This window comes from Pseudomonas sp. BSw22131 (assembly GCF_026810445.1).
GTDB lineage: Bacteria > Pseudomonadota > Gammaproteobacteria > Pseudomonadales > Pseudomonadaceae > Aquipseudomonas > Aquipseudomonas huanghezhanensis.
Genome location: NZ_CP113949.1, coordinates 4,984,898 through 4,999,039 on the forward strand (window position 1 = coordinate 4,984,898; position 14,142 = coordinate 4,999,039).

The window sequence follows — 14,142 nt, forward strand, 5'->3', positions numbered from 1 at the left end:
CCTTACTTGATTTGGCGCCACATGATGCGTCGGTTCAACAAGCCGCCTAACTCAAGCAGTTGCAGGGGCTTGGTAGGATCACCGCTCAAAATAAGACTCTGATTTCCGTTTTCTTTATTCAGCGTTGCCGCCAGATACGGCACGCCGCCACTGACCAGCAAGCCGCTGGCGGTACCATCAGCACTGTTGATTACATTGTCACCGTTACTATCGAGAACAGGATAACTGAGCATTTTGCCGCTCAATGCATCCAGATCTACAAATCGGCCAGACCCCGAACTGGAACACAGGTCAGCCGTATCAACGATGGCGGTGGTAAAGCGCACCCGGCCAAAGGCGAGATCTGCGGCGTAGATGACCCGTTCACCCGTTGCCACGTTGTTGTAGATCAACGGGAGATAGAAACCCTTCTTGGCGGCATAGTTGACGTCGTTCTGGGTTGTAGTGAAGAACTGGCCCGCCGAGCCGCTATAAACCCCGTTGATTGCCTGTGCTACCAGATCGCTTTCACGGTAGTTGGCAGTCGTGCCGTCATTGTCCCAAATAGCGTAGAAAGCCTGAGTCGTCTTCGTTGTTTTGTCAGCGACTTCCAGCAATTTCCCAGTACCGAAGTACACCATCTTGCCGCCATTTGGGTTATTACCCACAATCGGTTGCGCAGTGATGGGCTGGTTAGCACCACCTGATGCCACGAACAGCGGGCTGCCGCCCAAGCCAACTTTCCCGGTAGGCGCAGCGGTCGTAGTGAAATCGAACTTCCACATCTGCCCTTTCAGATCTCCGCCATAAGCGTACTGGACGACGCTTTGCGCATTAACCCGCAGCCTCACCGAAGACAGGCCATTGTTACCGGTAATGTCGACGGGAATCTCCTTGATTAGCGACCCGTTACTGACATCGACAACAAACAGCGACGCGACGCCATTGGTGCTTCCGTAGCCGTTGGCGATAAATGCAGCCCAGCGACCATCAGGTAATTGGGCGACTTCCGGTTTGGCATACGCATACCCCATGTTTGCGTAGCCCGTGGTAGTGCTGCTGATATCCCAAAGCGCATTTACTGCGTTTGAACCAGAAGCATTAAACAGCTGCAAAGCATAGAAACCCTTGCCACCCGCACCCACACCACCCAGCGCCAAGGTCTTCCAGGAAGAGGAGAACTGAACATCGACGATGGACACCTGCCCGTCAGCCAGGAACTTGTGGGACACCCCATTCACGTAGGCGGTATCCGCTACATAGTGGAGGTTAGGCAGAACAGTGGATGGCATGTAGGCATACCGTCTATTACCATTTGATGGATTGATCACATTGACCAAACCATCATTGGCGTTGACGACTATGTTTTGATCCATCGACGCCGCTTTGACGTCCAGATAGGTGGTGTAACTGTTATCGGCTGCCGGGTCCGAAGCCAGGATGTCCGATGGAGAGGCGAAAGCCAATGGGGAGTTGATCACATCGCCCAGTAAAACAGTACGAGTTTTAAGGCCGGTCTTGTTTGTGCCCTTGCTCCACTCCACCAGGTCAGAGCCAGTTATCCCTGAAGGGAGGTTCGAGTTGAGGACGGTCTTCTGCGCAAGTGAAAAACTGTTGTAGGAAAGGGGGATGACGCTACTGGTGGCAGCGTTCCAGGACTCATACGTCGCGCTCGCAGCAACGGTGCCGGGGACGATTTGTCTATCTGTCGTCCAGTTCGGGGAAGCCGTGTTGACCGTTCCGTCTGCTCCAATCGCCAGTGATTTGATCGTGCCCCGCCAGTCGGTCGGATCATATTGGGTTTGATAGAACACGCTGCTGCTGGACAACGAAGATGAGTCCGAAGCCGCGCCACCGCCGGTGCCCGCCCTGGAAGTAATGTCATTGAGTGCCGCCGATAGAGCGGTGTTCAAGCCAGCGCTGTCGGTGGCCTGATAGTAAATGCCCTTACCATTATTAGCCGCGTTCAAGAGCATTTTATTGGCGGCGGTGAAACCTACCGTGTAGGTGAACAGATTCTGTTTGGTGAAATCGGCGGCGTCCCAACTCTTGCTGGCAGCGTCGGTGCCTCCAATGCGCATATCAATGTCGTAAGCGAACTTTGCGATGTCGTCGAGATAGAGCGTATCGCCCTCACCGTCACCATTCAGATTATCGCCATCATCATCGTTCGGATCCCAGTTAGGTATGTTTGTGCCACCCAATGGATCATTGGCCGGGAACGTCCGGTCATAGGTTGGCAAGCCGTCGGTGATGACCACACCATAATTCTTCTGGCAGCGGTACTGGATGGGGCTGGTGTACGTAGTCGGCACTGTGTTGTAGTAAGGGGCCATACCGCGAAAGTAACGGGTGATCTCGTAGTAGGTTTCCGCCAGCGGGGTGTTGGCAATGGCTGCCAGACCCGAGATCGATGAGATCAAATCGTTGTAGTTCTTTGTCGCCTGATCAGAGGTCGTGGTGGTCGTCTGGGTAAGGTCAGTGATGGCGCGCGCAATGTTGCCGCCCGGGCCCGGGTTACTGTTGGTCGGTGCGTTGAAGGTTGCAAGTCCGATACGCAGATTTCGATTGCTGGTCACGAGCGCCGAAGACACGTTACGCGCTACGTTGATTCGGTAATCATTGGGAATCGTGCTGTCGTTGGTGTAATCCTTTTTCGACAAGTTCGTCGCTGAAATCAGGTAACTGATGTAAGCGGTGGTGTAGCGGGTATTGCCATTCCCAACCGGGTCCGGGAGCCGGAGACAGACAATACTATTGGTCGAGACCTTGTAAAAGCCGTCGTACCCCGAGGAACATCCGCCCCGCCTCAAATTGCCGACAAAGTAGTTAGTGTTATCCATGTCCAGTGCATTGATGAAGTCGCAGTCATTGTCAGAACTGCAGTTGTAAACCTGCACCGGAGTCGCATTAGGATTAAACCCGGCGGCCCAGATAATGCTGTTCATACTCCCGGAGTCGTCGACCAACAGCATCACGTTCGGTGTCACAGAACCGGCCGTCAACAGCGGCGAGTCTGAAGGGACGAACGCCGCATAGGCCGTGGCTGCTCCGTATAGCCCGAAGAACACCCCGGCCCACAGTTTGGCAAACCATAGCCACTCATTGCGATATGACTTAACGCTTGGCATAAATACTTTCCACCACGGTTCGCGAGTTGCCCTGCAAGCCAACGCCGGTTATTCGATAAAGCGTCCAGGATTTACTTTCATCCGTACCCACCAGATTGATGTTGACGGGGTCCCTGGTTGTCGCAAATTTTTGAACGGCATAATAGCCAGTGATCCGAGATGCCCCTGCAACCGTAATACTACTTGCCACCCACGTAACGCCAGAGACGCCGCTGGTTCCCGCTGCAACCACACTGCTCGCATCCGGTGGTGGCGCGCATTTGCTGCAGACAAGCAATTTGTAGCTGCTCAATTGAACAACTGACTCGCCAGCGCGCACCGCCGCCTCCGCATACTGAAAGGACTCATTTCGCAGTTTTACGCTGCCCGACATTTTTTCCTGCAGGTTTGCGTTCTGCATTGATGAAATGCCAATCAATGTGAGCAGCAAAAGAAATATCAGGCTGACAATCAGCGCCATCCCTTTTTCGGCGCCCTTGATCGGCGCCCTCGGTTTGTTCCCGGATAAGCTCATTCGGACTTCACCTAATTAATCAGATTGCGCAAAGCAGCCAGCACACTGAACGTCTGGTTTTCAACTTTCCCGGTCGCATCTTTCAATTCAATGGTGAGTCGCACGCTGCGGACTGCATCGGTAGCGGCAAGGCTCGTCGCATACTTGGTAACGACGGTGTCCGAAGTCGTATTCGCCAAACCGAACAGCACAGAAAAACTGTTGACGTTATTGACGATGACAGCGCCTCCCAGCGTTATCTGACCGTTTGCAAACTGGTAAACAAGCTGGCGCACCGGAAAAGCCAACTGACTGGCTGTGGGACTACCAACCCCGGAGACGGCGGTGGCCGAAGACTTGCAGTCGGACAGGACTGTCCAGGTCGGGATGCCGCCGTTGCTTCCGACATCCGCCGTTACCAGCGTGAGTGTTTTTGTCGAGCTGTCCCAGCGGATAGGCGTGCGCTCGGCAGCTGCAAAATCCGCGTTAGTGCTTGAGTCCTTCACGGTATCCAGACAACCAAACATGCCCACCATACGTATTTCCTGAGTCATCTTGGTCAGAATGAAACGAGCATCCTCTTGCATGACCGCTGCTGCGTTCTGCGAAGCGTATGTGTTCTTTGCGCTGATAAATATCTGAAGAATGCCAGCAACGACAATCAGCCCCAACACCAGAGAGATCATGATCTCGATCAGGCCAAACCCTTGGGCACTGCGCTTCATGGCGTCACCACCTTGGCGTCGATGGCAACCCGGCTGGTAACGGTAAAGGTTTGCATCGTGCCCGCTTTATTAGTTGCACGAGAGTCATTCCAGATGACAGAAACAGTGACCTGCCTGTTGGTGACGGCAATGCTGCCGTCGCCCGAAGGGCCCGCGAACGTTTTTATGTTGTTGGAAAAGTCGAAAAGATCCTGAATCTTCGGGGTGTTCAAATTGCCGGCCGAAGGTGCCGAAGCCAGGGAAGCCAGACGGTAATCAGCATCGGGGTTGGCGCGTATACGGTCCATCATGTCGTAGGCGACAAAGCTGGCCTGGCTGCTCAGTGTGGAGCTGTCGGTGTATTTAAGCGCATTCAACTGAAGCGCGGCCGCTCCCAACAACCCAATCGCAAGGATCAGCACAGAGACCAGTATTTCGATCAGGGTCATCCCTGTTTGCCTGGCACATAATCCGTTGCGCATCAGCAACCTCCACCCAGCACAATACGACCGGTCAAGCAGATATTGATAAAGCGGATCGCGGTGCTGCGCGTGTAGTTGGCCGTCACAGCGCTGGCCGTGGTCAGGCCCCCGAGATTATTGAAGTCCAGAGCCGTGGGCGTCCCGCTCAGCACCAACGCTGAACCCGTGTCCATCGCCGCCAGGTTACGGAGGATTTTTTCCGGTGTGACTGCGGGATCGATAACTTTCAGAGCGGTATTCCAGGCAGCACCCGCGACAGTCGGTGTGACGCGAATAGTTGTCCCGCTATTTATTGCTTCCTGCCGTGCGTAGTTCAACACGCGCTGGAAGTCGCTGATTTCTGTGTCGGCTTTGGTGTTGAGAATAGACGTCGTGAAGCTTGGGATTGCGATAGCCGCCAGGATCCCTATCAACGTTATCGTCACTAATAATTCAACCAGCGTAAAACCTTCAAAACGCTTGGACATTGAGAGTCTCCTGAACGGCGCAACTATAGGTCAGCGCCGCTGCTGGATCATGAGCAAAGGGATGTGCGGTTAATTTGTCTGGATGAGCGCCACGGTCTGGGCCGGGGCGGCGACTACAGGATCGCAGAGTACCTTAAATGGAGAAATCCAAGGCTTATAAGCAGGTGGTATTTTTTGCGGGTATTAAGGCGGTGGATTAGAGCATAACCAAGCGCCTTGGGCGCAGGGAGTATCGCGTGAGATCAGGCTTCCAGTTGAACGAGAGTGAAAGTCACCGCCCCCAACACCCCAAAACGCTGGCATCCCCCGACAGTCCTGAGTTATCTCGTCTGCCCGTGTTTTCAAGCACGAAACTTCCGCACGTATCCCCGCGCATCAGCGAGCCTTTTGGTGCGGCAGTGAGTACAAAGGTTTGCTCGGTTCGCTGCGACGCAACGGTATAAAACGCGTTGCCTTCCGAGACCTGATGCTCACGCGCAGGCGGTCCGGCGAAGTCGGTGTATTGCGCGGTTTTTGAGTAGAACCGCTCCAGCTTCTGCGCTTCTTCAGTCAACAGGGCGGCGATCTCGGCGCGGCGGGCTTTTTTGACGTACTCGGTGTAGATGGGATAGCCGACGGCGGCCAGGATGGCGATCACACCGATCACTACCATGAGCTCGATCAAGGAAAAGCCTGCATTGCGCCCGCTGCTGGCGGCCACTTTCACTGCCGTTGACGCCACATAATGCGGCGTTGATCGGTATGCACGCTTTCCAGCACTGTACGGGCATCGCCCTGAATCGCGACCGCTGTGACGCGATAAAGCACCCATGCCTCGTCCTCGCCCGCAGGACCGGCGTTGACCGGATCGCGGGTGGTGGCGAAGTTTTGCAGTGCGTAGAAGCCTCCTTCGGCAGCGATCCACTTCACGACCTCACCCCCCGCACCTGCATGTTCCAGCGTCAACGCCTCAGGTGGCGGGCCACAAGTGGCAACCGAGCCGCAGCGCGGCAGCGCGACCCCCGCTGTTTTCACCTTGGCCTCTCCAGCCCTCAGCACACGTTCGGCCAACTGGAAAGATGCTTGCCGACGGTTGAGGCTGCCGGCCATTTTTTCCTGGAGCGTTGCGTTTTGCAGAGAAGACAGGCCGAGCATCGTCAGCAACAACAAAAAAACCAGGCTGACGATCAGCGCAGTGCCGCGTTGATCGGTGGCGAAATGAGCAGTCATGAAAGGCACCTCAACCGAGCCGATTGCGTAAAGCGGCGACCATACTGAACGTCTGTTCTTTGACCCGTTGCGCAGGGTCAGACAACGTCAATGTGATGCGTACGCTGCGTATCAGCGCAGGGTTGTCCGGGGCTTCGACGTAGCGCGAAACGAGTCTTTGAGCAGGCGAGTCTGCGACACCAAAAAGCACACTGAAGGCGCTGACATTGCTGATAAGCGCTGCCCCGTTCAGCCTCAAGTCAGCCGCCCGTGCATTGAACGCATAAACGTGCCGCTGAACCGGAAAGCTCAGTTCTCCCACCCCAGCGCCTTGGGAATAGGCAGTTGCCGCCATGGCGCAATCGGTGCGGACGGTCCAGACCGGCTCGCCTTGTTGCCCGTCAACGCTGGCCGTGACCAGCGTCAGGCTCTGAGCGCTCGCCTGCCAGTGAATCGGGTTTTGGAATGCACCGGCGAAGTCGCCTTTATCACTGGCATCCCTCACCGACGCCAGACACCCAAACGTGCCCACCATGCGAATGTCCTGCGCCAGCTTGTTGAGCACAAACCGCGCATCCTCTTGCAGGTTCGCGGACGCCATCTGGCTCAGATACGTGTCCTTCGAGCTGATGAACATCTGCGTGAGCGCCACTGCCATCACCAGACTCAGCGTCAACGCCACCATCAGCTCAATCAAGCCAAAGCCTCTCGAGCGACGACTCACGGCGTGCCTCCCGCGCCGACCGATACAACGCTGCTGAGCGTGTACGTTTCCAGCTGACCGTTTTGCCCGGAGCCGCGGGCGTCGCTCCAGTCGATTGCGACTGTCACCGCGTCGCCGGCAACCGAGATTCGGCCATCAGCAGTGTCGCCTGCCATCTGCCGGACATTCATGGCGAAATCGAACAGGTCTTGATGTCGAGGATTGTCGAGGTCCGCCGAGGTTGGCGCCTGGCTCAACCCGGCAAGTGCATAGCTGGCATCCGGGTTCGCCCGCATGCGCTCAAGCATGTCCTGAGCGATGAAACCCGCTTGGGTGCGGCGTAACGCGCTGTCGGTATATTTGAGGGCATTGATCTGCACCGCAGCCGCGCCCAGCACGCCGACGGACAGAATCAGCAACGCAACCATGACCTCAATCAGCGTCATCCCTGACTGATCACTTCCCTGTTTTAGCGTCATCAACGACGTCTCCAAAGTCCATTTGCAGGACTCATTGAAGCCGGTTATCGCAAGACTGCCCGCGTTAAAGCAGTCGAGTGTGTAACCGCTATTTGCCGACACAACGGCTCACAACACAGCGACTCAAACCGCTTGCCCGCACAGCGAATTGCGGGTTTGCTTGGCGCCCTGCGCAAGGAGTGGCGCAGGTGTAAAACGCCCACAGGGAGGCCGCGCCGTTGAGACAGTCAGGGTTCACGTTGGTGGAGTTATTGGTGGTGTTGGTACTGATCGCGATCATCGCAGGGATTGCGCTGCCAGCGTTCAACAGTCTGATTGAATCGCAACGCCGCCAGGATGCCGCTCAACAGTTGGTCAGTGGAATTCGCATGGCCCGGGCAGAGGCCATCGCGCGCAATCAGGTGGTGGTCATCGCGCCGATCAAAGGAGAATGGAGCCTTGGCTGGACGACCTTCGTTGACACCAATCGCAACGGATTGATGGATGACGATGAACCCTCACTGGCAGAACGTTCGGGTTACCGAAACGTCAAGGTAGCCGCCAACAGCAAGGTGAAACACTCGATTGCCTTCGACAGCACAGGCGGTTCCACCAACAGTGGTACGGGTAACGGCACGTTGTTCATCTGCGAGAAAGGCCGAGCGGCCAGCCAGCATCGCGTGATATTGGCGCCGTCCGGGCGAACCCGGATTGCGAACGATGAGGTTATAACCGCGTTGTGCGGCTAAGGCCTCACAGCAACGACTTGACCCGCAGTTCTTTAGGCATCGAGAACGTGATGTTCTCTTCACGGCCAGCCAGCTCATCAGCGCCGACCGCGCCCCACGCCTGCAGTTGTTGAATCACGCCACGCACCAATACTTCCGGGGCCGATGCGCCGGCCGTGATGCCAATGCGCTCGACACCGTCGAACCAGCTGCGCTGCATGTCTTCGGCGCCATCGATCAAATACGCAGGCGTTTCCATGCGCTCAGCAAGCTCGCGCAGACGGTTTGAGTTGGAGCTGTTCGGGCTGCCCACCACCAACACCACGTCGCACTCATCAGCCAGTTGCTTGACCGCGTCCTGGCGGTTTTGCGTGGCGTAGCAAATGTCGTCCTTGCGCGGCCCGCCAATGCTCGGAAAACGCACACGCAAGGCGTCAATCACTCGACTGGTGTCGTCCATCGAAAGCGTGGTCTGGGTCACGAATGCCAGCTTTTCAGGATTGACCACTTGCAGATTAGCGACGTCTTTTTCGTCCTCAACCAGATAGATGGCGCCACCACTGCTGGCGTCGTACTGGCCCATGGTGCCTTCGACTTCGGGATGCCCTGCGTGGCCTATCAAGATGCACTCATGGCCATCGCGGCTGTAGCGCGCCACCTCGATGTGTACCTTGGTCACCAGCGGGCAGGTGGCGTCGAATACCTTGAGGCCACGGCCAGCTGCTTCTGTACGCACGGCCTGGGACACGCCGTGAGCACTGAAAATCACGATGACGTCGTCCGGCACCTGATCGAGCTCCTCGACGAAGATCGCGCCGCGAGTACGCAGGTCTTCAACGACGAATTTGTTATGAACCACTTCGTGGCGCACATAGATCGGCGGGCCAAACACTTCCAGTGCGCGATTGACGATTTCGATCGCGCGGTCCACCCCGGCGCAGAAGCCACGTGGGTTGGCGAGCTTGATTTGCATGATGTGCCTCGTATCTACGCGCAGTGAAACATATAAACGAAAAGGCCCCGACCGAAGCCGAGGCCAAGTGCGCCGCGACTCGTCAGAGCGCTTTGACCTCGAAGATTTCAACTTCGAAGGTCAATGTTTTGCCCGACAACGGATGGTTGAAGTCGATGGTCACTTGATCATCGTCAAACGCCTTCACCACGCCGGGCAGCTCGGTGTTGGCCGCGTCGTTGAAAATCACCAGCAGCCCTTCCGACAGTTCCATGTTCTGGAACTGAGAACGCGCGATGACCTGCACATTTTGTGGGTTTGGCTGGCCGAATGCGTTTTCAGGCAGTACTTCAAGGATACGTTTGTCGCCTGCCTTGAAACCGAACAACAGCGCTTCAAAGCCAGGCATCAGGTTGCCATCGCCGACTTTGAAGGTGGCTGGAGCCTTATCGAACGTGCTGTCGACGGTATCGCCGTTCTCCAGACGCAGCGCAAAGTGCAACGTGACTTCCGTGTTCTGACCGATGCGTTGTTCCTGTGCAGCGGCTTCGGTCAATAACTGATCAGTCATGAGCTGGCTCTCCGGTTTTCTTGCTCTTGAACATGTCCAGAGCAAGCATGATCGCGCCTAAGGTGATGGAGCTATCGGCAATGTTGAACGCCGGAAATCCGTGTTCTTTCCAGTGCACGAAGATGAAGTCGATCACGTGCCCGATGGCGACGCGATCGTACAGATTTCCCAGCGCGCCACCGAGCACCAACGCCAGTGCAATCGCCAGCCAGGTGTCGTCACGGCCCAGCCGCTTGAGCCAGATGACCAGTACAACGCTCACCACGAGGGCGATCAGGGCAAAAAACCAGCGCTGCCAGCCCGAACTGCCGGCCAGGAAGCTGAAAGCCGCACCTGTGTTGTATGCCAGCATCCAGCTGAAATAGTCAGGAATGATGACTATCTGCTCGTACAACTCCAACCGGTTCTCGAAGTAATACTTGGTGGCCTGATCAATAATCAGAACCAGCACACTCAGCCACAACCAGCTCAGGCGCCCGAATCGGCTTGCATTAGGCATAGTGACGAACCTCGCCAGCGCCATAGATGTTATCTACGCAACGGCCGCAGATTTCCGGATGCTCAGGGTTAACCCCAACGTCTTCGCGGTGATGCCAGCAGCGGGCGCACTTGGCGTGACCTGACTTGACCACTTTCAGCTTCAAGCCGCTGACTTCGGTGACTACCGCATCGGCAGGCGCGCTGACGAACGGGGCAACGCTGGCGGTTGAGGTGATCAACACAAAGCGCAGCTCGTTGCCGAGCTTCGCCAGATCCGCGACAAGCGCATCTTCGGCGTACAGCGTCACTTCGGCCTGGAGGTTGCCGCCGATGGCTTTCGCCGCCCGCAGGTTTTCCATTTCCTTGTTCACGGCAACCTTGACCGCCATGACGCGCTCCCAGTAGGCACGGTCTAGCTCGAAGTCTTGCGGCAACTCGCTCAGACCTTCGTACCAGGTGTTAAGCATGACTGACTCATTACGCTCGCCCGGCAGGTATTGCCACAGCTCATCGGCAGTGAACGCCAGGATCGGCGCGATCCAGCGCACCAACGCTTCGGAGATTTGGAACAGCGCGGTCTGGCAAGAGCGCCTCGCCTTGCTGTCGGCGCCGGTGGTGTACTGGCGGTCCTTGATGATGTCGAGGTAGAAGCCGCCCAACTCCTGCACACAGAAGTTGTGCACCTTGGAATAGACATTCCAGAAACGATATTCGCCGTAGTGCTCTTCAAGCTCGCGCTGAAGCAGCAACGCACGGTCAACCGCCCAACGATCCAGCGCCAGCATTTCTTCGGCGGGCAGGATATCGGTGGCCGGGTTGAATCCGGTCAGGTTTGAAAGCAGGAAGCGCGCAGTGTTACGGATACGACGGTACGCATCGGCGCTGCGCTGAAGGATGGTGTCGGAAACGGCCATCTCGCCAGAGTAATCCGTCGCCGAGACCCACAGCCGCATGATGTCGGCGCCGAGGGTGTCATTGACTTTCTGCGGCGCAATCACGTTGCCCAGCGATTTGGACATCTTGCGACCGTTCTCGTCGACCGTAAAACCATGGGTCAACAGTTCACGGTACGGTGCGTGATCGTCCAGCATGCAGCCGGTCAGCAAGGATGAGTGGAACCAGCCGCGATGCTGATCCGAGCCTTCCAGATACAGATCGGCACGTGGACCACTTTCATGGCCCATTGGGTGCGAACCGCGCAGCACATGCCAGTGGGTAGTGCCGGAATCGAACCACACGTCCAGCGTGTCCGATATCTTGTCGTACTGCGGCGCTTCATCGCCCAGCAGCTCGGCGGCGTCCATCTTGAACCAGGCTTCAATGCCTTGCTGCTCAACGCGCAGCGCGACTTCTTCCATCAGCTCGACGGTACGCGGATGCAGATCACCACTTTCCTTGTGCAGGAAGAAAGGGATCGGCACGCCCCAGTTGCGCTGACGCGAGATACACCAGTCCGGACGATTGGCGATCATCGAGTGAAGGCGCGCCTGACCCCATGCCGGCACGAAATGGGTGTCTTCGATAGCTTTGACCGCGCGTTCACGCAGGGTAGCGCCTGACGTCGGCTGCTTATCCATGCCTACGAACCACTGTGCGGTGGCCCGGTAGATCAGCGGCGTCTTGTGGCGCCAGCAGTGCATGTAGCTGTGGGTGATGACTTCGGTGTCCATCAACGCGCCGACTTCAGCCAGCTTGTCGATGATGTTCTGGTTGGCCTTGAAGATGAACTGTCCGCCGAACAACTCCAGCGACTCGACGTACACGCCGTTGCTTTGCACGGGGCTGATGATGTCGTCGTTGGTCAGGCCATAGCTTTTGCTGATCACGAAATCGTCAACGCCATAAGCGGGCGAGCAGTGAACAACACCGGTCCCTGCGCCCAACTCCACGTAGTCCGCCAGATAAACCGGGGACAGGCGGTCGTAGAACGGATGACGGAAGTTGATCAGTTCCAGGGCCGAGCCTTGAGCCGTGGCGATGACAGAACCTTCCAGTTTGTAGCGCTTGAGGCAGGACTCAACCAGCTCTTCGGCGAGGACGAGCAAACGATCACCGACATCGACCAGAGCGTAGGCGAACTCAGGATGAACGTTCAGCGCCTGGTTAGCCGGGATGGTCCACGGGGTGGTGGTCCAGATCACGACGGCGGTGGGCTTGCTCAGCGCAGATACGCCGAACGCCGCTGCGAGTTTGTCTTCATCGGCAATCGGAAAGGCAACGTCGATGGTGGACGACTTCTTGTCCTGGTATTCGACCTCCGCTTCCGCCAGCGCTGAGCCGCAATCGAAACACCAGTTCACGGGCTTGAGGCCCTTGAACACGAAACCGCCCTTGACCATCTCGGCCAGCGCGCGGATTTCACCGGCTTCGTTAGCAAAATCCATGGTGCGATACGGGTTGGCCCAATCGCCCAGAACACCAAGACGGATGAACTCCGCCTTCTGCCCTTCGATCTGTTCGGCAGCATAAGCGCGGCATAGCTCACGCGTCTTGTCGGCAGGCAGGTTCTTGCCGTGGGTGACTTCGACCTTGTGCTCGATTGGCAGGCCGTGGCAGTCCCAACCGGGTACGTAAGGCGCGTCGAATCCGGACAGCGTCTTGGACCGGACGATCATGTCCTTGAGGATCTTGTTGACCGCGTGACCGATGTGAATATTGCCGTTGGCGTAAGGAGGCCCGTCGTGCAGGACGAACTTTGGACGATCCTTGCCAATTTCGCGCAGCTTCTGGTACAGGCCAATGCTGTCCCAGCGCTGCAGAGTTTGCGGCTCGCGCTGGGGCAGGCCGGCCTTCATCGGGAAGGCGGTGTCCGGAAGATTTAACGTGGCTTTGTAATCGGTCATTTCAGGCTCTTGGTTAGCGGTTGGCCATGCCAGTGGGCACGGGCGGCGGCGATATCCGCATCGATCGCTGTCTTCAACGCCTCCAGAGAGGCGAAACGCTGCTCATCACGCAGCTTGTGGTGGAACACCACGGTCATGCGCCGGCCATAAATATCGCCGGTAAAATCCAGAAGATGCACTTCCAGGTGTGCACTGCCATCACCTGACACGGTCGGGCGCACGCCGATGTTGGCGACCCCGGGCCATGTCTTGCCGTCGAGCTCGGCACTCACCAGATACACGCCGGTCAACGGAACCCGACGACGCTTGAGCTGCACATTCGCAGTGGGCGCACCCAACTGCCGTGCCAGCTTCTGGCCATGCAGGATGCGACCGGATATCTCGAACGGTCGGCCCAGCAATTGCTCGGCCAGGGCAAAGTCTGCGGTGGCCAGAGCGGAACGTACCTTGGTGCTGCTGACACGCGCACCATCAATCTCGACGGTTTGCGCGGCTTCCACCGTAAAATCTTTGGAGAGCCCGGCTTGCTGAAGGAAATCGAAATCACCGATCCGGTCGCAGCCGAAACGGAAATCGTCTCCGACCTCCAGGTGCTTCACGTCCAGCCCGTCGATCAAGACGGTGTCGACAAACTCAGTGGCGCTCAGCTCGCAAAGGCGTTGATTGAAGGCCAGACACAGCACTTGATCCACGCCCTCATCGGCCAGCAATGCGAGCTTGTCGCGCAGGCGGGCCAAACGGGCCGGAGCCGTGAGTGGGGCAAAAAACTCCCGCGGCTGGGGTTCGAATATGACCACACAGCTGGGCAAACCCAACTCGAAGGCCCGCTCACGCAGACGCGCCAGGATAGCCTGGTGACCACGGTGGACACCGTCGAAGTTGCCAATAGTGGCGACACAGCCCCGATGCTGGGGGCGCAGATTGTGGAGGCCTCGGACCAGCTGCATAACGCGCTTCTTGCTC

The 14,142-nt window shown here is 57.2% G+C and carries 15 protein-coding genes; 1 reads left to right on the forward strand and 14 read right to left on the reverse strand.

The features are described 5' to 3' along the window. Nucleotides 1-2: 2 nt before the first annotated feature. The 9 genes from OYW20_RS22505 to pilV (OYW20_RS22545) form a co-directional block, all read right to left on the reverse strand. Complete coding sequence (locus tag OYW20_RS22505; RefSeq protein WP_268798095.1) at nucleotides 3-3,110, reverse strand: pilus assembly protein; 3,108 nt, start codon at nucleotides 3,108-3,110, stop codon at nucleotides 3-5. After that, a complete protein-coding gene (locus OYW20_RS22510) occupies nucleotides 3,097-3,624 on the reverse strand; it encodes a pilus assembly PilX family protein (RefSeq protein WP_268798096.1) in 528 nt (175 codons plus the stop codon). Before OYW20_RS22510 ends, OYW20_RS22505 begins: the two co-directional genes overlap by 14 nt. A gap of 11 nt (nucleotides 3,625-3,635) precedes the next feature. Continuing rightward, nucleotides 3,636-4,328 carry a PilW family protein gene (locus OYW20_RS22515; protein WP_268798097.1) on the reverse strand — a complete coding sequence of 231 codons (693 nt, stop codon included), beginning with the start codon at nucleotides 4,326-4,328 and terminating at the stop codon, nucleotides 3,636-3,638. Further along, on the reverse strand, nucleotides 4,325-4,789 hold the full coding sequence (gene pilV, locus OYW20_RS22520; RefSeq protein ID WP_268798098.1) for a type IV pilus modification protein PilV: 465 nt from the start codon (nucleotides 4,787-4,789) through the stop codon (nucleotides 4,325-4,327). The genes OYW20_RS22515 and pilV (OYW20_RS22520) overlap by 4 nt, the downstream gene beginning before the upstream one ends. Then, nucleotides 4,789-5,256, reverse strand: coding sequence for a GspH/FimT family pseudopilin (locus OYW20_RS22525; protein ID WP_268798099.1), 468 nt, complete (start codon nucleotides 5,254-5,256; stop codon nucleotides 4,789-4,791). Before OYW20_RS22525 ends, pilV (OYW20_RS22520) begins: the two co-directional genes overlap by 1 nt. Nucleotides 5,257-5,527: 271 nt before the next feature. Continuing rightward, on the reverse strand, nucleotides 5,528-5,908 hold the full coding sequence (locus tag OYW20_RS22530; protein ID WP_268801209.1) for a type IV pilin protein: 381 nt from the start codon (nucleotides 5,906-5,908) through the stop codon (nucleotides 5,528-5,530). A gap of 50 nt (nucleotides 5,909-5,958) precedes the next feature. Then, entirely contained in the window at nucleotides 5,959-6,465 is a 507-nt protein-coding gene (locus OYW20_RS22535) for a pilus assembly PilX family protein (protein WP_268798100.1), read from the reverse strand. Nucleotides 6,466-6,475: 10 nt separating this feature from the next. Further along, entirely contained in the window at nucleotides 6,476-7,168 is a 693-nt protein-coding gene (locus tag OYW20_RS22540; protein ID WP_268798101.1) for a PilW family protein, read from the reverse strand. After that, nucleotides 7,165-7,626, reverse strand: a complete 462-nt coding sequence (pilV, locus tag OYW20_RS22545) for a type IV pilus modification protein PilV (protein ID WP_268798102.1) — start codon at nucleotides 7,624-7,626, stop codon at nucleotides 7,165-7,167. The genes OYW20_RS22540 and pilV (OYW20_RS22545) overlap by 4 nt, the downstream gene beginning before the upstream one ends. Before the next feature lie 218 nt (nucleotides 7,627-7,844). Here pilV (OYW20_RS22545) and OYW20_RS22550 point away from each other — a divergent pair, with 218 nt between their 5' ends. Further along, the gene (locus tag OYW20_RS22550; protein ID WP_268798103.1) at nucleotides 7,845-8,354 is read left to right on the forward strand and encodes a GspH/FimT family pseudopilin; all 510 of its coding nucleotides are present in this window, start codon (nucleotides 7,845-7,847) and stop codon (nucleotides 8,352-8,354) included. Between the two features lie 4 nt (nucleotides 8,355-8,358). Here the strand turns inward: OYW20_RS22550 and ispH are convergent, their stop codons facing one another. From ispH to ribF, 5 genes are all read right to left on the reverse strand, one after another. Beyond that, nucleotides 8,359-9,306: a 4-hydroxy-3-methylbut-2-enyl diphosphate reductase gene (gene ispH / locus OYW20_RS22555; RefSeq protein ID WP_268798104.1), complete on the reverse strand. Its 948-nt coding sequence runs from the start codon at nucleotides 9,304-9,306 to the stop codon at nucleotides 8,359-8,361. 82 nt (nucleotides 9,307-9,388) lie between these two features. Then, nucleotides 9,389-9,856 (reverse strand): FKBP-type peptidyl-prolyl cis-trans isomerase, encoded by a 468-nt coding sequence (locus OYW20_RS22560; protein WP_268798105.1) that lies wholly within the window; start codon nucleotides 9,854-9,856, stop codon nucleotides 9,389-9,391. Beyond that, nucleotides 9,849-10,355, reverse strand: coding sequence for a signal peptidase II (gene lspA / locus OYW20_RS22565; protein WP_268798106.1), 507 nt, complete (start codon nucleotides 10,353-10,355; stop codon nucleotides 9,849-9,851). The genes OYW20_RS22560 and lspA overlap by 8 nt, the downstream gene beginning before the upstream one ends. Beyond that, nucleotides 10,348-13,179 (reverse strand): isoleucine--tRNA ligase, encoded by a 2,832-nt coding sequence (ileS, locus tag OYW20_RS22570; protein ID WP_268798107.1) that lies wholly within the window; start codon nucleotides 13,177-13,179, stop codon nucleotides 10,348-10,350. The genes lspA and ileS overlap by 8 nt, the downstream gene beginning before the upstream one ends. Further along, nucleotides 13,176-14,126: a bifunctional riboflavin kinase/FAD synthetase gene (gene ribF / locus OYW20_RS22575; protein WP_268798108.1), complete on the reverse strand. Its 951-nt coding sequence runs from the start codon at nucleotides 14,124-14,126 to the stop codon at nucleotides 13,176-13,178. The genes ileS and ribF overlap by 4 nt, the downstream gene beginning before the upstream one ends. Nucleotides 14,127-14,142 lie beyond the last annotated feature (16 nt).